Source organism: Bdellovibrio sp. ArHS (assembly GCF_000786105.1).
In the GTDB taxonomy this organism is placed as follows: domain Bacteria; phylum Bdellovibrionota; class Bdellovibrionia; order Bdellovibrionales; family Bdellovibrionaceae; genus Bdellovibrio.
Window position 1 is genome coordinate 92,716 of sequence record NZ_JTEV01000011.1, and the last position, 19,245, is coordinate 111,960.

At 46.5% G+C, this 19,245-nt stretch carries 17 protein-coding genes; 15 read left to right on the forward strand and 2 right to left on the reverse strand.

Annotation, left to right across the window (positions count from 1 at the left end; genetic code table 11):
- Positions 1-427: 427 nt before the first annotated feature.
- The 9 genes from OM95_RS05835 (at position 428) to OM95_RS05875 (ending at position 12,100) form a co-directional block, all read left to right on the forward strand.
- Complete coding sequence (locus tag OM95_RS05835; RefSeq protein WP_041871307.1) at positions 428-3,241, forward strand: pyruvate dehydrogenase; 2,814 nt, start codon at positions 428-430, stop codon at positions 3,239-3,241.
- 40 nt (positions 3,242-3,281) lie between these two features.
- A complete protein-coding gene (locus tag OM95_RS05840) occupies positions 3,282-4,046 on the forward strand; it encodes a hypothetical protein (protein WP_041871310.1) in 765 nt (254 codons plus the stop codon).
- On the forward strand, positions 4,043-4,702 hold the full coding sequence (locus OM95_RS05845) for an SAM-dependent methyltransferase (protein WP_291515641.1): 660 nt from the start codon (positions 4,043-4,045) through the stop codon (positions 4,700-4,702). The genes OM95_RS05840 and OM95_RS05845 overlap by 4 nt, the downstream gene beginning before the upstream one ends.
- A gap of 103 nt (positions 4,703-4,805) precedes the next feature.
- Positions 4,806-5,792, forward strand: a complete 987-nt coding sequence (locus tag OM95_RS05850) for a hypothetical protein (protein WP_291515643.1) — start codon at positions 4,806-4,808, stop codon at positions 5,790-5,792.
- Positions 5,793-5,896: 104 nt separating this feature from the next.
- On the forward strand, positions 5,897-6,319 hold the full coding sequence (locus OM95_RS05855; protein WP_041871315.1) for a hypothetical protein: 423 nt from the start codon (positions 5,897-5,899) through the stop codon (positions 6,317-6,319).
- Between the two features lie 39 nt (positions 6,320-6,358).
- Complete coding sequence (locus tag OM95_RS05860; RefSeq protein WP_041871318.1) at positions 6,359-6,850, forward strand: methylated-DNA--[protein]-cysteine S-methyltransferase; 492 nt, start codon at positions 6,359-6,361, stop codon at positions 6,848-6,850.
- Positions 6,851-6,965: 115 nt separating this feature from the next.
- A complete protein-coding gene (locus tag OM95_RS05865; protein WP_041871320.1) occupies positions 6,966-7,622 on the forward strand; it encodes a recA protein in 657 nt (218 codons plus the stop codon).
- Complete coding sequence (locus tag OM95_RS05870) at positions 7,570-8,892, forward strand: hypothetical protein (RefSeq protein ID WP_291515645.1); 1,323 nt, start codon at positions 7,570-7,572, stop codon at positions 8,890-8,892. The genes OM95_RS05865 and OM95_RS05870 overlap by 53 nt, the downstream gene beginning before the upstream one ends.
- Positions 8,876-12,100, forward strand: a complete 3,225-nt coding sequence (locus tag OM95_RS05875) for an error-prone DNA polymerase (protein WP_041871322.1) — start codon at positions 8,876-8,878, stop codon at positions 12,098-12,100. Before OM95_RS05870 ends, OM95_RS05875 begins: the two co-directional genes overlap by 17 nt.
- 13 nt (positions 12,101-12,113) lie before the next feature.
- Here the strand turns inward: OM95_RS05875 and OM95_RS05880 are convergent, their stop codons facing one another.
- Positions 12,114-12,980, reverse strand: coding sequence for a hypothetical protein (locus tag OM95_RS05880; protein ID WP_041871325.1), 867 nt, complete (start codon positions 12,978-12,980; stop codon positions 12,114-12,116).
- A 162-nt stretch (positions 12,981-13,142) separates the two neighbouring features.
- Between OM95_RS05880 and OM95_RS05885 the strand changes: the two genes are divergently transcribed.
- Complete coding sequence (locus OM95_RS05885; RefSeq protein WP_041871327.1) at positions 13,143-13,940, forward strand: hypothetical protein; 798 nt, start codon at positions 13,143-13,145, stop codon at positions 13,938-13,940.
- Between the two features lie 21 nt (positions 13,941-13,961).
- On the opposite strand, the gene OM95_RS05890 is transcribed toward OM95_RS05885, so the two are convergent.
- Positions 13,962-14,621 (reverse strand): class I SAM-dependent methyltransferase, encoded by a 660-nt coding sequence (locus OM95_RS05890; RefSeq protein ID WP_041871330.1) that lies wholly within the window; start codon positions 14,619-14,621, stop codon positions 13,962-13,964.
- 114 nt (positions 14,622-14,735) lie between these two features.
- On the opposite strand from OM95_RS05890, the gene OM95_RS05895 reads away from it, so the two are divergent.
- The 5 genes from OM95_RS05895 (at position 14,736) to OM95_RS05915 (ending at position 18,926) form a co-directional block, all read left to right on the forward strand.
- Positions 14,736-15,263 (forward strand): OmpA family protein, encoded by a 528-nt coding sequence (locus tag OM95_RS05895; RefSeq protein ID WP_291515647.1) that lies wholly within the window; start codon positions 14,736-14,738, stop codon positions 15,261-15,263.
- 24 nt (positions 15,264-15,287) lie between these two features.
- Entirely contained in the window at positions 15,288-15,950 is a 663-nt protein-coding gene (locus OM95_RS05900; protein ID WP_041871332.1) for an HAD hydrolase-like protein, read from the forward strand.
- Positions 15,951-16,049: 99 nt separating this feature from the next.
- Complete coding sequence (locus OM95_RS05905) at positions 16,050-17,039, forward strand: ABC transporter ATP-binding protein (protein ID WP_041871335.1); 990 nt, start codon at positions 16,050-16,052, stop codon at positions 17,037-17,039.
- Between the two features lie 2 nt (positions 17,040-17,041).
- Complete coding sequence (locus OM95_RS05910) at positions 17,042-18,010, forward strand: dipeptide ABC transporter ATP-binding protein (RefSeq protein ID WP_041871337.1); 969 nt, start codon at positions 17,042-17,044, stop codon at positions 18,008-18,010.
- A gap of 55 nt (positions 18,011-18,065) precedes the next feature.
- On the forward strand, positions 18,066-18,926 hold the full coding sequence (locus OM95_RS05915; protein WP_041871340.1) for a PilZ domain-containing protein: 861 nt from the start codon (positions 18,066-18,068) through the stop codon (positions 18,924-18,926).
- Positions 18,927-19,245 lie beyond the last annotated feature (319 nt).

Sequence of the window (19,245 nt, forward strand, 5' to 3'; positions counted from 1 at the left end):
ATCGTTTGATCGCGAACAGGCTCGTGGTTTCTTCCAATATCTTTTCCCACAGTCCGAAAAATCAGTCGCTCAGGAAGCCAATCGCAGAAATATGCGCGCCTTTTCAGACACCTCAGGTGATGACCAAGACACCTTGGCCGAGAGAGACAATTAAAGAAACCAAAGTAAACCTTAGCAAATATTTCAGTTTGAACGACGTATCACTTACGTAACACCTCATTTTTATTGAAGCTTTTACAGGCAAAGCCAAAACCTGCCACATCGTCGTCAGGAAACACGACTCTGATGCTCGTCAGCCTCTTTCTTATGGCCTATGTCCAAAATAGAGCCAGAACTCTTGCTGCGGGGCTTAAATGCATGGACTCCTCCTCGGTACAATGCTAGGTTGCCAGACGCTAGAAAAGTACAAATTCCGAAGGAGATCCACTTGGATAACTCAACTCTAAAAAATGCTAAACCTGAGGTTCTGGACTCAATCGCTAGACGTGCGCACTACCTTGCGACACAGATGATCTGGCAGGCCAATCACCGCTCCGACAAAGAAAAGGGCGATCCCAAAATTGGGGGGCATCCGGCAGCCAGCGCCAGTTCCTTGCATATCATGGGGGCTTTACACCTTCTTGTGAAATCAGGTTTCGATCATATCGCCAATAAGCCACATGCGTCTCCAACAGACCACTCCTACAACTATCTTTTGGATTTGTTGCTAAAGAATGACCTGTCGAAACTCACGCAAGAGCAGGCCGATCAGGCAATGAATGGCCTTCGTAAATTCACTGACGGCAGTGAATTCGTATTCCAATCTTACCACTCTGCTTACGATCCAGATAATCACAACTTCTTCCCTTCAGGCACTGTGGGTATCCCACCTGTAGAGGCGGGTTACCTTGCCCTGGCCTATCGTTATGCTCGTGAACATGGGTACGAAGTTCCCGATGCTCACTTCTGGGCCGTCTGCGGTGACTCTGAATTCCGTGAAGGCTCGATGTATGAAGCCGTGCCTGACTTTGCCGAACGTGAATTGGGCTCTTTGACTTGGATTCTGGATTACAACCGTCAGTCTTTGGATGGTCATCGTATCACTAACAAAGAAATCATGAATGGGACTGATGCTGATCGTGTGGAGCGCACCATGGCTGCCAACGGCTGGGAAGTCATTCAGGTTCGTCACGGTTCAAAACGCCAGGCTTTGTTCAAAAAGAAAGATGGCGACACATTCAAGAACTTCCTAGAAAAGGAACTTGAGGATTACGAACTGCAAGCTCTTCTTCTTGTTCAAGACATAAAAGCTTTGAAAAAAGGAATCGCCAAAGAACATCCAAATATGAAGAAGTTCTTGGATAGCGTTTCTGATGAAGAGCTTTACCATGCCATCCGCGACTTCGGTGGTCACGATATGATCGCCTTGGCAGAGGCGATGGAAAAATCCAAAAAATCCACTCGTAAGCCAACCATCATCATCGCGCACACCTTGAAAGGCTGGGGCCTTAAAGCCGCAGCTCAACCTGGCAATCACTCTTCATTACCGCAAGAAGAAGAGGTCATGGAATTAAAGGCAAAACAAGGCATCAAAGGCGACAAGCTTTATGAGCGTTTTGCTGCCAACTCTGTTGAAGGCAAATTCCTAGCGACTCGTGGGGAAAAACTTTACTCTGAAATCAAAGCGCAACACGCATTGAAAGCTAAAAACCAAGATTTCTTCCTGCGCAAGCTGACTGAGTTCGGGGATATTCCGCAAACTTTGGACATCAATACAAAGATGACCAGCTATCCCCACACTCAATGGATGTTGGGACAGTTGACGGCGAAATTGACTCGTATTGCGAACACACCGCTGGATGAATCCAAACTTGGTGAAAAGCAAAAACCTCTGACAGACTCTGAAAAACCGTTCAAACTTCCTGGCGAGCTTTTCATTTCTATGGCTCCGGATGTTGGCACTTCGACGAACTTAAATCCAGCGATGGACGGTAAGATTTTCGGTGCGCCAGTTGTTCAGGACTTGGAAACAGAACTGGGCGTGAAGGATCATAAACTTCCTGACCTTGTTCCTGGCGAAGATGTTTCAGACCGTTTCTTACGTTTTGAAATTGCCGAAGGAAACGTGATGTCTTGCGTGGGCGCGTTTGGAAAAATGCGCGACTTCCTGGGTATCCCGATCATTCCTTTGATGACGGTTTATGATTTCTTCATCAAACGGGCTTTGGACCAATACTTCTATAACCTTTACTGGAAGTCTTCGTTCATCTGCGTAGGAACTCCTTCGGGCGTAACTCTTTCTCCAGAAGGAGCGCAACACGGTTGGAAGTCTGACATTCAAATTCCCAATCAAATTACTTGGGAGCCGTTCTTCTGTCAGGAACTGGATTGGATCTTGTGTGACACCATCAAACGTCACGTCTTGAACGACAACGCTGGCAGAACAGGAACTCTTCTGCGCCTTGTGACTCGTGGTGCGGAACAAAAAGACATGTTGCACTACCTGAAAAAGCAAGCTCGCTTCAAAACAGGTCTTGAAGGAACTTTGGCGCGCGCCGAATTCCCGATTGCGGGTGCTTATAACGAAGAAGAACTGGGCACCATGGATGAGGCACAAATCATGTCCACCATTCGTGAAGAGGTTCTTAAAGGCGCTTACTACCTTATCGACTATCGCGGTTATGCAGGTTATGAACCCGGCGACAATGTCGTAAATATCTTCGCTATGGGTTCTCTGGTAACGGAAGGAATCAAGGCCTCTGAAGCGCTATTGTCTCGTGGCATTTATGCAAATGTGATCGTTGTGACATCGTCAGATCTTCTTGTGGGCATTCAAGCTCATGAAAATGACTATGATTATTTGAAAAATGGTTTGGGTGTGAACTCGAATCTGTACCTTAGAAAAGCGGACGAGGTGACAACAGGTGACCTTGTGACTGTCGCGGGTAAACGCATCCCTGCAGTTTCAGTCGCGGATGGTGAGGCCGGCTTGTTGGATAACATCGGTTCTATCATTGGCGTTCGTCAGGAATCTTTGGCTGTTCGCAAACACTCGAAGTGTGGACGACCTTCTGAAATCTACGCTTACCACAACATCGATGCGGAAGCTGTTGTCGAGGCTTGCGGAAAAGTGTTGGCGGAAACGGCTCTTGAAAAAGTGATGGTTTCTGAAAGCGCTCTAGGCGAAGCTCATCAGGCGGAAGGACGTGCGGGGCACTGGACCGATTTGTGGCCAGCCAAAAACCCTGTGCACAAGCACTAGTCACAGGATCGTCGCTTTATCGCGGCAGAAACTGGATTGAATGAATACTGACTTAACCAAGCAAGAACTCCCCTTTGATGGGGAGTTCTTTTTATCTCGCAACAAAAAGTACGAAGAGCTTGTTTTCTTCGTGCACTTTTATGAAGGCAGCAAGAAGCAGCTGCTTCGTCATATCAAATTGGTGAACTCCTTAGGCTTTGACGCTTTCGCCTTCAATCTTCAAGGCACGCTGAAAGATCTGATTTCTTTTCGTCCTCCAATCAGCAAAGCTGGCGTCTTCGGCACCAAGCATGTTTACGCCGATCAAATTGAAACTCTGTTAAATCTGATCCCGGGAAAAAAGATTATTTTTTCTTTCTCGAATCCTTCCGGAGCGGCCATTGAAGCCATGGCTCGGCGTCGGTGTTCCGACACAGTGGCTTTGATCTGTGATAGTGGCCCTACGGCTCGCTTCATTCCTTCGGCCTATAAGCTCTATACTCATGAATATCAAATAAAGCTGTTGCCGGTCCGAATGGCTTTAACTCCCCTATTAAGCTTAGGCTGGAGTCCCTTTTTGCATAAAGATTTGCATGACGACCTTAAAACTTTCCCAGATGGATTTAGAATTCTTTCCATTCGCGGCTGGAAGGATTTGTTAATTCCTCCAGAGCATATTGACGAAGTGTTTGAGCCCCACAGTAATTTGGACTGGACAAAATTGGCACTGCCAGAGGCTGGTCATCTGACCGGCCTTCGGGACTTCAAAACGGACTACGTTCCTATCGTGGAAAAGTTCCTTCATGGCGTGGCAACGCCACTATGATTCCTTTTCATCCGGAAAATCCCTTTCCTCTTTTGGATCTTAGTTCTTACACCTATCAGGAAGCGCAGGAACACGCGATTTGTGTGGACGCGCATTTGGGTCTGCGTTGTGAGTCTGTTGAAAAAGAAATTCGCGCACAAGCCAAAGAAGATTCCTTGTTTTTGCAGAATTGGGATCATCTGTCGGTTCAAGCCTTTCAAACTCCGTATGTGGAAATTCGCAATATTCTGGATTTATTAAAACTCAATTCCGGAAGTGTGCTGGTTGACTTAGGTTGCGCCTATGCCCGCATGGCCTTTGTCGTTCAACGCCATCACCCTGACATTCAGTTTCTGGGTTTTGAACTAGAGGGTTTGAGGGTTGCCGAAGCGCAAAGAGCGCTAGGAGCAACAACTCTTGTCGATTTGCAAACAACCGACCTAGCGAAGGCTGAGTTTCAACTTCCACCAGCGGACGTTTATTTTATTTTTGATTATGGCACTGAGGCCCACGTTAGAAAGACCCTTGATGATCTCAAAGTCATGGCTCGAAGTCGCACCATTCAAGTTGTCGGACGTGGTCGCCTGACGCGATTTCTTATCCACAAAGAGCACCCGTGGCTTTGCGAGGTCGAAGAGCCGTCTCATTATTCTCATTTTTCCATTTACCGATCCTGAGCTAAAAAGCCCTGTGCTTCTATGTGAGAAATCATAAGCGCATTAGTGCCGTGTAACTAGACTCGGAAGCGCCACGGATTATCTTATCCCCATGGAGGACGTCATGAAGTCAGTCGTGTTGGGAGTTTTACTTTTTCTTTTGGCTGCCTCAACAGCTTCGGCTCGTGGGACCTATATTTACGAAGCTCGTTTCGATGTCATGGGCCGCAACTATTTAGATCGTCTTGACGACAAGGCCACTGACAACCTCGATGCTTTGCCAGCCTCTAAACGCGCACTTTGTGTGCAAAGATATAAAGACATTCTTGATGATGGCCAGATTGATATTCGTATCGCCTTGGGGTATTTCGACTGGACAACGGGAAGCAACGTGTATGCGGAAGGTCGCAGTTTTGGTCTTAGCCCTTCCTTGGATTTAGGTGCCTTTGCAGCCCTTCGTAAATTACTGCTCAGTCCTTGCTCCGGGCGCGCGCGCTTTTGCGGATTTACACAAGATCCCAGCAACGTGTATCGCTTCCGTCGCGAAGTGATCGTCCATGGAGTCAAATACCCGGCACGTATTGACGTCCATTTTTCATCAGCCACAGAGTTTTTGGAATCCAACCTGGGGCGCATGAGCCGAGAACAAAATGAGCGCACTTCGTTCATGGATAGCTATTTCGCTAAAGCTTTAGAAAATGCCGATGCTGTTTTCTACTTCGGTCACGCGCGCAATGGAGGCGGGCCCGATTTTTCTCCACCCGTTTTTGTGCGAGGTCGTAATAAGGTCGACTATGATGGTTACTACGAAGTACAAAGACCCGGGCTGAAGAAAATGCTGGCCGCCCTTTCTGGCCCCAAAAAAACTCCGATCTTAGGTTTGATGGCATGCAACTCTCGCGATCACTTTCTTAAAAAAGTGCGAGCGACAGCCCCGCATACAGGAGTCATCACATCTTTGGATGTTTTAAACGTCGACGAGGTTTATACCGCGACCATCGGCGGAATCGATGCGATTTTAAGAGGTCAGTGCCAGCAAACTTTTTATCAGTCGTTGCGACTGACGCCCAACAATCAAAAATACATCACGATGGACGGAATGTTTGAATAAATGACCAAAGTCGAACCGATCTTTACAAATGTGTTAGAGACTGTGATTTAAAAAAATCTCAATTCTATCCATTTTATAATAGCAACACAGAATGGAGGTTTCTTATGGTGAGTTTAGAACAACTGCCTCATCCTGAATATTTACCTTATCCCAATCACTATACGGCCGCCTTTTTTGAAAATGGAGAAGAGGCTTTAAAGGCCATCGAAGAACTTGAAGACTATGGCTATAGCGACGAGGACTTCAATGTTTTCGAGGGCAATAAAGGCGTGGATGCGATTGATTTGGAAGGCAGTCATCACACCCTTCTGGAAAACTATATGCGTAAATTTATCAAATTCTCTGATTCAGCAGAATGGCGATTTCTTCACGAGGCGGATCAAGAGATAAGAAATGGTCACGTCCTCATTTGTGTCCCCACGCCTTCCAGCAAAGAAAAGGAGGAAGTCGTGGATGCCTTTAAACGTTATGGAGGCTATGACATCCGTTATTTCACCCCCCTTTATATCGAAGAAGTTGTGCTCTGACACAATCTAAGGTACAGATCTCCCTAATCCGAGGTGACTATGGGAGATCTTGAATTCCGTGTTTACAAAGTGGCTTCTGAATTTGGCGATTGGCTGGCGGCCTTCGACGGCTCAGAACTTATTTTTTTGGGCAGTTATGCTTTAGGAAAAAAGAAGGTCGAAGGCGATCTTGCCGATTTCTTTGAAGAACAATATCACTTTCAAGTAGGTTCTTTTACTCCGGTTAAATGGAGCAAAGGCAACTTCTGGAACGGGAAACACAAAATCAAACTTCAAGGCACTGAGTTTCAGGTGCGCGTGTGGTTGGAACTTCTAAAAATTCCTCGTGGCACAACTTGGACTTATTCTGAACTGGCAAAAAAGCTGCGCAAGCCTTCGGCTGTTCGTGCGGTGGCTTCGGCTGTGGCCAAAAATCCTATTTGTTATTGGATTCCTTGCCATCGCGTTGTGGGTAAAAATACGAATAAACTCAAATATCACTGGGGTCCAGAGCTCAAGGCCGAATTGCTGACTTCTGAAGGCGCAATGTAAGTATTTGATTTTTTTGTAATTTCTTTAAACTAAAACCTTAGTCCATATTCACATTTAGCTCTTTGACTTACATATAAATTACTATGTAAATTATATGTAAATAACGGAGAGCTTTATGCGTGCCCTCGCCCTTCCCGAACTACAAAATGTTCCTTTTGTCTCTGCTGAAAACTTGCAACCCCCAGCTGGGTTGTCCACGGGTCTTGCCGTGCTGGACAACTTCTTACTCTGGAAGGGAATCCCGCAAGGAGACTTAAGTCTTTTGCAAGGACTGCCCGGGACCGGAGCCACCTCGCTCTGGATTCGCATTGTTCAGCAAGTTCATGCGCAGAATAAATGGGCGGCTTGGATCAATGGCGATGCGCAGTTATTCCCGACTCACCTTTCGCATCAAAAAATTAATTTAAAGCGCCTGTTGGTAGTGAAAGAGCCCCAGGAAAAAGACCAGCTTTTCTGGTTATTGCAAGAGCTGATCACAAGTTCTTTGTTTGAAGTGATCGGCTGCAACTTAAAAGAAATCTTTTTAAAGAACCACCAGCTGCAAAAATTGAAACGTCTTTGTCGGTTGCACAAAGTGGCTTTGGTCTTTGTGAATCAGAAGCCTGTGAAGTTCATCAATCCTCTTTTTAGTTTAATCATGAGCTTTCAACGCGATTTCATCACCATTCAAAGAGCCTTGCACCGCCCAACACCTTTTAATATTGCCGGGAGTATGATCCATGCGAACTTTATGCATCAATTTAAAAACACCGCAAGAAAGCTCCTCAGCTGAGGCCTTTTTACTTTTAAGTCCTCGTGTGCAGTTTCGTTTTCCGCAATTTATTTTTGTGGAAATCGAGTCCACACAGCACTTATTTGGCGGCGAACATCGTGTTCTGGAAAAAGCTTTAGAGATCGCTACCAAATTTTCAGGTGATCCCGCAGTGGCTATTGCAGATACGGCTCCGGTGGCGCAAATGTTTTCTCGTTGGCGTCCGTCTTACATTGCTCCGCGCGGAAAAGAACAAGAAGGTTTTCGCGGTTTGGGTTTGGATGCCTTAAAAGACATGGAAGGTCTTCATCCATGGCCACAAAAAAGACCTATTGAACATATGATTTCTTTCTTCCACACCCTGGGCGTGCATGGTCTGGAAGATATTTTAAATTTCCGCATGAGTTCACTGCGCGAAAGATGGGGGGATTTCGGTGTTTTACTTTGGAATCGTTTGCATTCTCAGGACGCTCAAGTCATTTCACCTCTTGCGCCTCGCGACCCTCTTGTGGGCTATGGTTACTTTGACGATCCCCTAGCGGCCGTGCCTTTGTTGATGGCCAGAATCAAACCCCACATGGATATCTTGTTTGCGCGGCTGACCGGTCTTTCCCGTTATGCCCAGCGTATGGACTTGCTTCTGCATTGTGAATACTCGGACAAAAAACATCCAGTAAGTATCGAGCCGGTCAGCCCCACACGTGATCAAGAGCTTTTTGAAGATCTGCTGGAAAAAAAGCTGACGTCGTTGGTGTTACAAAATCCTATTCGAGAGTTTGAGATTTCCGTATTTGATGTGCCAGAGAAAGTGCAGCAACTGGATTTCTTCGAACCGCGCGACAATACGGAAGACCGTTGGCGACGTTTGATTAGTTTTGCCAAGCAAGCTCAATGCGACATGGGCTTTTTACAGATCGAGGCCAGCCATTTTCCCGAACACAGTTTTCGGCTGGTCACGGATTGGCCTGAAGACTTTAAGCCTCAGGACTTGGTGGAACGTCAGGAAGAGGCTTTGCAGGTGAAATCCGTCTATGCCAAGTCCCTGGCATCAAGCCCTCGCCCTGCTTTACTTTTAGACAAGCCTCTGCCCTTGTCGACGGCCGAAGCGCAGAAACTGCGTTTTGTTTCATCCCTACCCAGCGAACGAATCGAATCGTCCTGGTGGCAGATATCCGTTCAAGATTTAAAAAACAGAGATTACTATTTTGCGCTCTCTCATCAAGGTCAGCTTCTGTGGGTTTTCAAGGATCGCATAAATTCACAGGTGTACTTGCATGGCTATTTTGATTAGTGGAAATCACAAAGTGAAGCTGCCCGCGCTTTCTTCCCAGTCACAGAAAAGCGCGGCTAAATCCAAACCCCGAGCCAAAGGTTTTGTTGAGCTTTTAGGTCGAAGTAATTTTTCTTTCCTGCAAGGCGCTTCCTCCCCGGAAGAAATGGTGATTGAAGCGATCAAACTGGATTATGATGGCGTCGGCATTTGTGATTTAAACGGTCTGTACGGTGTTGTGCGCGGTTTTCTTTCCGTGAAATCACCGTCCATGTTTGAGGCTTCCGTGCAGGCCAAAGAGGGTTTTAAATATTTAGTTGGTTCTGAACTGACATTAACTGATGAAACCGCTGTAACTCTAATTCCCCTCAATAAAGAAGGTTATTCGCATCTTTGCCAGTTGCTCACCTTAGGTAAACGACAGGCCTCTAAAGGATTTTCGAAGCTTTCCTTGGAACAGGTCGCAGCCCACAATAAAGGCCTGTTGTGCATAGCCATTCCACCCTGGAGTTCCGAACGCTATGAAAAATTAGAAAAAATTTTTGGGGACCGTCTTTATCTTCCTGTATGGCGGGACCTGACTTGGGAATCGCAAGAGTTCTGCCGTCAGGCTTTTCTTTTAGAGGAAAAATATCAGGCCCGTCTTTTTGTCACACAACGTCCGTTCATGCACACAGCGGAACGAAAACCTTTGTTTGACGTCATCACTTGTATTTTACATCACACCACTTTGTTCGAAGCCAAAGATAAATTGATACAGAACGCCGAGCGCTGCTACCGCAGCATTGAAGATCTTTCGTCATTGTGGCAAGACCGCCTGGATCTTGTGGAAAAAACTGTGGAGATCGCAGGACGAGTGAATTTTTCCTTGGATGAAATTCGCTATCGCTATCCCCAGTCCAACTTACCAGAAGGTATGACGCCCTCTGAATATTTGCGGGATTTGACGTTCAAAGGTTTAAAAAATCGTTTTCCCAAAGGACCCACTGACAAAATTTTGCAAACGATCGAAAAAGAATTAGCCTTGATTAAAGAGCTTGAATACGAAGACTATTTTCTGACGTTAAAAGAGATCTGTGCTTTTGCGGAAAGCAAAGGCATTCTTTATCAAGGCCGGGGGTCCGCCGCAAACTCCGTCGTGTGTTATTGCCTTGGCCTGACTTCTGTGGACCCCAGTAAAATTACTTTGTTGTTCGAGCGCTTTATTTCTCGCGAACGTCGCGAGCCTCCCGATATTGATATCGACTTCGAACACAGTCGACGCGAAGAAGTCATTCAGCATATCTACGAAAAATATAATGAAAGACATGCGGCCATGGTGTGTACGGTGGTTCGCTATCGCTCCCGCATGGCAATTCGCGAGACCGCAAAAGTTTTTGGCATTCCTCTGGACAAAATAAACTCTATGGCAAAGTTTATGGGTCGAGATGGAATCAGTCGCCTTTTAGAACCTGAATCGGCGACGCGCTTTGGAGTAAAAGATTTAAATCACTGGAAGATGTTTTTACATCTTGCCCAACAACTGCGGGGCTTTCCTCGTCACTTAGGTATTCACACAGGGGGATTTTTGATCACTCAAGATCCCATGATTGAAATGGTCCCGGTAGAAAAGGCCACCATGGATGGCCGCTATGTGATTCAGTGGAATAAAGACGATGTCGCCACCTTAAAGCTCATGAAGATTGATGTGCTTAGCCTGGGCATGCTGACTTGTTTGCGAAAATGTTTTGAGCTTTTGAAAAATCACAAAGGTCTGCATTTTAATCTGGCTTCTTTTTCCCAGGAAGACGACCCTTCCACCTACGAAATGATCAGTCGCGCTGACACGGTCGGCGTCTTTCAGATTGAATCCCGGGCGCAGATGCAAACTTTGCCGCGGATGAAGCCAAAAACTTTTTACGATTTGGTTATTGAGGTCGCCCTCGTAAGACCCGGTCCTCTTCAGGGAGGCATGGTCCATCCCTTTTTAAAGCGTCGCCAAGGTTTAGAAAAAGTCACTTATGCTCACAAGGATTTGATTCCAATTCTAAAAAAAACCCATGGCGTTCCCATCTTTCAAGAACAAGTCATGCAGATAGTTATTAAGACCGCTGGTTTTTCCCCCGGCGAATCCGACGAACTGCGCAGAATCATGTCGTCGGCATGGCGTAAACGCTCAACCATGGACAGTATTCGCAAAAGAATCCTGGACGGGTTTGCCGCCCATGGCATCAGCCAGGAATACGGCGAGCAGATTTATAAAACCATCGAAGGTTTTGCCAATTACGGCTTCCCCGAAAGCCATGCTGCCAGCTTCGCCCTTTTAACCTATGCAAGCTGCTATATCAAAAATCACCATCCCGATGTGTTCGCCTGCGGTCTTTTAAACAGCCAGCCCATGGGGTTTTACGCACCTCGCACTTTGGTCGCAGAGGCACAACGGCATGGTGTTTCAGTTCATCCTTTGTGCGTGCAGCATTCTGACTATGACTACACGTTAGAAGAACCCTCTTCTTCCGGATTTCATGCTTTACGCGTGGGCTTGCGTTCGATGTACGGTTTTCCCGAAGCGCTTCTTCGTCGTATCGAGGATTCGCGAAAGGCGCACGGCCCTTTTAAAGATATCGCCGACTTCATTCATCGCACCGAACTTCCGCGCAGCGCCTTACTGAAGCTTGCGGCCTCGGGAGCTTTTGAATGTTTCAACGCCAATGTCCGCGAACTGATCTGGCATCTAGAAAGTTTAAGCCTGGATCAACAAAGTTTTTTATGGGGACATCCCAAAGAGCAGTTCGAAATTGCGGAAGAGGAAGACAATGATGCCGACAATATTCCTTTTGAATCGAATTGGGATCGCTTGCGCCGTGAATACGACAGCAAAGGTTATTCAGTGGACTCGCATCCGCTTTCAGTACTGCGCTCTTACTTGAAGGAAAAAAATAACGAGTTGATTTCTCAACGTTTTGTTCCTTACTTCGCCTCCAACGATCTGTCCCGGATGAAGAACAAAGCCAAAGTGCGTTTGGCGGGGTTGGTTTCCGTGACTCAAAAACCACCGACGGCAAAAGGCATGTGTTTTATTACTCTGGAAGATGAATTTGGCTTTATGAATATCGTGATTCATCCGGAGGTTTATCAAAAAGACCGCCTGGCTATTTATGGAAGATCCCTTTTGGAAATTCACGGTCAAATCGAAAGGGTGGGAGACTTGATTAATATTCGTGCGGCCCGGGTCCTACCCCTGCAATAGCCCAAGAAGCGGCTTAGAAGTAGAACTCATGGAACTTAACATTCTTTCGCTGAAAGTCCTTGTGCAGGCCATTTTCATAAACGCGAAGAACGATATAGTCTTTACGAATAATCAAAACCAGGGGATTCATCGAGCCCAAGCCATGCACTTGGGCCGGAGAAATGGTATGAGCCTGTGCCTCTGACAAAGGAAACTCTTGCAACATCGGAAGAAGTTCCGTTTCCCGCATTTGCGCTTCAAGTCTTGGATTCATCACCGCAAAGTCAAGGTCGCTGGACTTAGAATAGGCCTTGCCATTCACGAAGCTTCCATACAAGACAATCGTGTTGTCTCGACGAGATAAAAAGCGGTCTTGAAGACGAATCGCGGTTAAAAGAACATCCTCTCCTTTAAGAAGAACCGGCACTTTGGTGATCTGCTGAACGCGCTCATAATACGCCGTCAAAGTTTCTTCCAAAGATCGACCGTTTTTATAAATAGCATCTTTAAAAAACTGTGCCGCATTGATTTCTCGGGCAACGACAAGATCTATATGACGTTTGAAGGTTTTAAAAGGACCCTCGTTGTTGTATTTTAGTGCCTTCACTTCGTTGTAGTATTCAGCAATCAAGCGATGAAGTTCGGCCTTCTTTTCAGGCGAAAGATGTTGAAGATTTGTCTTAGCCTGATCCAAAGAGCCCGGCTTGTGATTAAACTCTGTCAGCCCCATGATTGTTTTATACTGCTCAATGGCTTTTAGGATTCTTTGCGGAGAATCGGGATTTAAGAAGATTTCCACTTGTTCGGAAAACACCCAGTTGCACGTCAACTGATAGGCTTGGGCCATAGACCCGGCCATCATCAACACCGCTAAAATCACTGTTTGCATCCACTTCACCACAAAAACTCCTAAAAACCCTGCGAACGCAAAATGGCAGCCCCTGTCTAAAAGATAGAGAGTCAAAGGCCCTTAATTTGCGACTCATGTCGTATAAAATAGCTTGAGCAATTTCAGGGCCTAAAAATCCATGACCCTGGTAAAGATATTTGGTATCCCCTAAGAATGATTCGCGAAGCCTTTATCTTTCTTTTTACACCGACCTCCCCCGTTGCTAAGAAATACGGATTTCTTTACCAGTCGATCGCTTTACAGGCGCGCTATCACCGCTGCAAAAAGGCCTGGCTTCCACATCTGAAAAACTGCCAAGATCTATTTTTAGACACCGTCAGGACCTTACCTCAGAAAAAGTCCGTGGTGATTCTGGGAAGTTCCCACTTGCATGAAATACCGGTACATCTTTTAGAAAAGAATTTTCATTCCATCACACTTGTCGACGTGATTCACCCGATCCGTCATCATCTTCTGGCAAAGCGCACATCGCGAGTGAAGTTGATCACCCAAGATCTTTCCGGCAGCTTGGCAAAATTAGAAGACCTGCACAGTCTTGAAGATCTTTATGAACTGAAGGACAAGTTGGCACAGGAAACACTTTTTAACTTTGAAGCTGATCTGATCGTTTCGGGAAATCTTCTTTCGCAATTGGCCCTCTTGCCCATTGAAGCGATTGAAAAGAAGATCAAACGAGCCTTAACTCTTGAAGAAAAAGACATTCTTTGCACAGGCTTTGCCGAAATTCACTTGAAAAACCTCAGCGCGTGCAAAGGTACGAAGCTTATTTACGCCGATCGGGAAGTGACTTATCGCGATCCAAAAGGTGAAGAGATTTACAAGGGACACTATCCTGTGAACTTCAGTGGCTATGAAAAGTTAAAAGAATGGACGTGGCTGCTTGCGCCGCTAAAGGAAGCCTCGAAAGACTACTCGATTGAAATGAAAATCGAAGCTTACAAACAAATCTAGTGAGGACCTTAAGAGGTGCCCTTACTTTTTGATGGCGACGTAAAGACCTTCGTAGGAGGGCACCACCGCCGCTTCGAAAAGCGCCGGGTCCGCAAGACGTTGGTTAAATTCCTGCATGATTCTAATTTGTTTTTCAGAGAATTTCTGCTGCGTCGCCTGTCCCCAGACGGCGCCACTTAAGAAAATATTATCCGCGAGAATTAAACCACCCACGCGCAAATTCTTTTCCGCCCAAGTAAGATAATCGAAGTACGCGGCTTTGTTTCCGTCAATGAAAACCCCGTCAAAAGGGCCCTCTGCCGAGATTCTTTCAAGCTCGGCGCGAGCATCACCCATGACCAGATGAATTTTCTTTTTGCTCTGATCAAGGTTGGCAAAAACTTTCGCTGATTTTTCGCCATGCCGAGGATCTTTTTCCAAAGTCCACAGTTCACCACCCTCAGGAAGAGCCTCGAATAAATACTGCGCCGACAAACCCGTCAAAGTGCCGATTTCTACGAACTTCTTCGCCCCGTGCAAACGGACCAGCGTTTTAATGAGCTGTGCTTCAGCAGGTGAAATACTGATCCGAGCCAACCCCAGTTCTTCGGCAAACTGACGCGACATTTTTTTATTTTCGTTCTCTTCAAGCAGAAGAGAATCCATATAGTTTTCTTTGCTAGTTAACACCGTCTCACGCATGCAGGAATCTTCTCATAAATTCCCGACGAAGTTAACAGGAAGTTAATTTGCGGTAGGCCACCTCCCTGGAAATAATAGGATTTCGTGTTGCTGTTTCCAGCAAGGAGGAAAATCATGAGACGATGCAAAGCCCTTTCCCTGCTCGCTTTGTCAGTTTGGATCCTAAACGCATGCGCCACCAAAGAAGAACCCAGAGAATATTATCGTCCCGCCACAGACTCGGCATCCGCCAATGCACCGAAATCCTCCGTCGCCGCTTTGGGAAAGACAGGGGATGAAGACCTGAGTCGCAGCACAAAGTTCACCGCACTTTCGCAAAACATCCGCTTTGACCCCAAAAGCACTGCGCTTTCGGCTTCGAATCGCCGCGCTTTGGACGGAATCGCTGACGAAATGAAAAAATCCATCAACTCGTTTAAGACTGTTCGCGTGACGGGCTTTTCCGACGCCATTGGTGATAGCAGTGAAAATCAGGATATCTCTGAACAGCGCGCGTTGGCCGTCCAAGACTATCTGGTAAAAAAAGGCATTCCAGAAGAAAAAATCGAAGCCATCGGCATGGGCGCAGTACAATCCGACATGATGGGTAGCGAGTCCCAGCAAGCACGCGATCGTCGCGTGGATTTTGAGATTGTGGAATAATTTGAAAGGCGGCAAGATGGGAACATGAATCCACTTCTTGCTTTTGACCTCGATGGCACATTGATCGACTCGGCCCCTGACATTGTTGTCGCCGTGAACCGCACACTGAAAAGTCACGGCAAAGTGCCGCTTGCGGATGAAGTTATTATTTCCCACATTGGGGAAGGCTTAAAGAAGCTCATTGCCGATCTTTTTTTAGCGGACAATCTAGAGCCCTCGGAACTTATCGAACTGGAAATGGAATTTTTACGCATCTACGAAGAAGAGATGTTTAATAGAACCACTATCTTCCCCGGCGTAGAAAAATTTCTTTCTTCCTACGAAGGACCTAAGGCCATCATCACCAACAAAAACGAACGTCCCGCCAAAGCCATTCTCAGCCATTTAGGTTTAGATCGTTTTGACTGGGTGAATGTTTTTGGCGCCGACACTCTAGAAGAGCGCAAACCCAGCCCCCTCCCCTTACAGACAATGATGAAATTAGCCAACCGCACACCCGAAAGTACCTTCATGATTGGGGATGGGATTCCCGATGTCCTTTCGGCGTTACGGGCAGGGGTTCCTGCCATCGCGATCGGCTTCGGATACACATCGCTTTCTCTGCTAGAAAAATATGAGCCTCGAGGAGTTTTAGGGCACTATCAAGAGCTCTCGTCCCTGCTAGAAAAGCTCTCAATCAGAGCATGACGCACATTCGCCAGAAAAAAGGACCAGAGCGCTTTTGTAGGCTTGCGTCGGAGCCCCTGCGCCTATATAAGATGAAGCCTTAAATGGGGGTCATCTCCGGTGAGTGATATTCTTTTAGAGGTTCAAAATCTTAAGACGCGCTTTAAAACCGACGATGGTTCTTTTTTCGCTGTTGACGACGTCAGCTTTAATGTGAAAAAGGGCCAAACTCTTGGAATCGTTGGAGAATCTGGCTGCGGAAAATCTGTTACATCTCTTTCAATCATGCGCCTGATTCAAAAACCAGGTCAGATTGAATCCGGAAAGATTGTTTTTAAAGGCAAGAACCTTTTGGACATGAGCGACTCCCAAATGCGCGAGATTCGCGGCAACGAAATCGCGATGATCTTCCAAGAGCCGATGACTTCCTTGAATCCAGTTTACACAATCGGTGATCAGATCGAAGAAGCAATTCTTCTTCACCAAAAAGATCTGAACAAACAGCAGGCGCGCGAACGTGCTATCGACATGCTTCGTATTGTGGGCATTCCAGCTCCTGAAAAACGCTTCCATGAATTTCCGCACCAACTTTCCGGCGGGATGAGACAGCGTGTGATGATCGCGATGGCCATCAGCTGCAATCCTGAACTTTTGATCGCCGACGAGCCAACAACGGCTTTGGATGTAACCATCCAAGCGCAGATCTTGGATCTTATGCGCAAACTACAAAAAGACTTCAATGCCGGCATGATCCTGATTACGCACGACTTGGGCGTGGTCGCAGAGATGTGCCAAGAAGTTGCCGTGATGTATGCGGGCCGCGTGGTGGAATTTGGAACTGTTGAAGATATCTTCTATCGTCCAAAACACCCGTACACCAAAGGTCTTTTAGACTCGATCCCGCACTTTGAAACCGGTCAAAAGCTTGATCAGTTAAAAACTATCAAGGGCATGGTTCCTAGCTTGTACAACCTTCCTAAAGGTTGTCGTTTTGCTGACCGCTGTCCGTATGCACAGGCTGATTGCCGCGAGTCCTATCCATCACTTGAAAACCTTCGTGGAATTCACAAAGTGGCTTGTTACCACCCTTTGACTGAAGAGGTAAAATAAGAATGAGCACTCCTCTTTTGAAAGTTGAAAATGTCACCAAGAGCTTTCCTATCTACGGCGGAATCTTCAGCCGCGAGGTGGCGTCAGTAAAAGCCGTTCAAGGTATTTCCTTTGAACTAAAAAAAGGTGAAACGCTAGGCCTAGTCGGTGAATCCGGTTGTGGTAAATCCACGTTGGGTCGTTGTTTGATTCGTCTTCACGACACGACCTCTGGTAAAATCTTTTACAATGGCAAAGACATCACGCACATCCAAGGCGAAGAGCTGCGTGATATGCGTAAAAAAATGCAAATCATCTTCCAAGATCCGTTTGCTTCTTTGAATCCGCGCATGACCATCGGTTCAATTCTGGAAGAGCCTTTGATCATTCATGATCTTTATGACTCTGCCAAAGACCGTCAGGATCGTATTCATGAGTTGATTGATCTGGTCGGCCTTCGTCGCGAACACTTAAATCGTTACCCGCATGAATTCTCGGGCGGTCAACGTCAGCGTGTGGGTATCGCCCGTGCTTTGGCAGTGAACCCTGAATTGATCGTTTGTGACGAGCCCGTATCGGCCTTGGACGTTTCTATCCAGGCCCAGGTCATCAATCTCTTGATGGAGCTTCAACAAAAGCTCGGCCTTACTTATATTTTCATTGCGCACGATTTGAAGGTTGTTGAACACGTTTCTACTCGCGTGGCCGTGATGTATTTGGGAAAAATCGTTGAAATGGCTGAAGCTGAAGAGCTTTACCGCAATCCGAAGCACCCCTATACTAAGGCCCTGATGTCAGCGATTCCGGTTCCAGATCCTCGTCGTCGTGACGAACGTATCATTTTGACTGGGGACGTTCCATCACCTATCAATCCACCATCGGGCTGCCATTTCCATCCTCGCTGTCCTATGGCGATTGAGGATTGCAAGACTATCGTCCCGCCTTTGGAGCTAAAATCTCCAGATCACATCGCAGCCTGCATTCGCGTATAAAGAAGTTACCTGTTTTTTCCGATAAACTCCTTAGGTTGCGTAACCTGGGGAGTCTATGAAAACGCAAGGCAAAGTTTGGATCATTTACGACGCTGAAACAAAAAAGCAGACAAAACCGATGTCTGTCGTTCAGGCGCAGGTCACTTTGCTCTCTTTAGATGCCTCGACTCACCACAAGTATTTTCTTTGGACACCCGGCTGGGATGAATGGATCAGTGTTAAGGAATTCCTGACTTCCGATCAGAAATACTTCGTCTTGGCTCAGCCACCGCGCCCCAAAGAGCCGACCTTCAATACCAATAGTTCAACTCCTGTTCCCGATGATACGCTCACAGCGACACACAATGCGCCTCCTACCACGGCGTCAGCGGACAGCCCTTATACGCAAGTCGTCGTTGGGGAAGCTCCCCTCAAACAGCAGGAGTTTGGCGGTTATCATCATCAAGATTTCAATGGTGATGAATTGGATCTAAAAAAGATTGCGAAGATTAAGCCTGATTCTACAAAGAAGAAGATCGAGCCTCAGCAGCCCCCGGCTCAGGCGACCAAAGCCGAACCGAGTGGTGCAGATCGCCGCAGAGATCCTCGTCACAACTTTAAAATTGAAGTCGTTCTGGTTTCTAAAATTCGTTCCTTCCGCACTTACTCCAAGAATATTTCCTTAAGTGGCACAATGTTAGAGGACGAGATTCCTCGAGATTTTTTGAACAAACCTTTCGATCTTATTATCGTGAATCCGTTTGATCCAGACCCCTCAAAGGCTCGACTGCTCTTCCGCGCAAAAATCGTGGGAGACATGACAGACCCCCGTCGTCTGATGTTCATCGAGCAAGATGTCGCTATGACATTGCGCCTGGATGCTCTTCTAAAAGCCTACGTCATCTACCAAGACCAAGTTCGCAAGTCTGCCGGCTAACCGGCGCCCCAGCTCGCCAAAGCTTAGGACTCTTTCTTGAACATCGATAAAATAAAAAATGGGCAGAAGATTTCTCTTCTACCCATTCGTGAAAGTTATTTGCAGGTGGTCGAAACGTTCAAGGTGGCTGCAAAAGTTATTTACAATATCCAAAATACTTCTCGGTTTTTTGCCTCAAAAATCAACGGGACTTCGGCCAAGTTTTTGTCGCATATAAAAATTCAGTTTTATGACAATTTCGCCACCGAAAGCAGGTCACGCTCCTTAACATCGCGCCGATATTTTTTTTGATTAGAACGTACGCTATAAGATGTCAGGA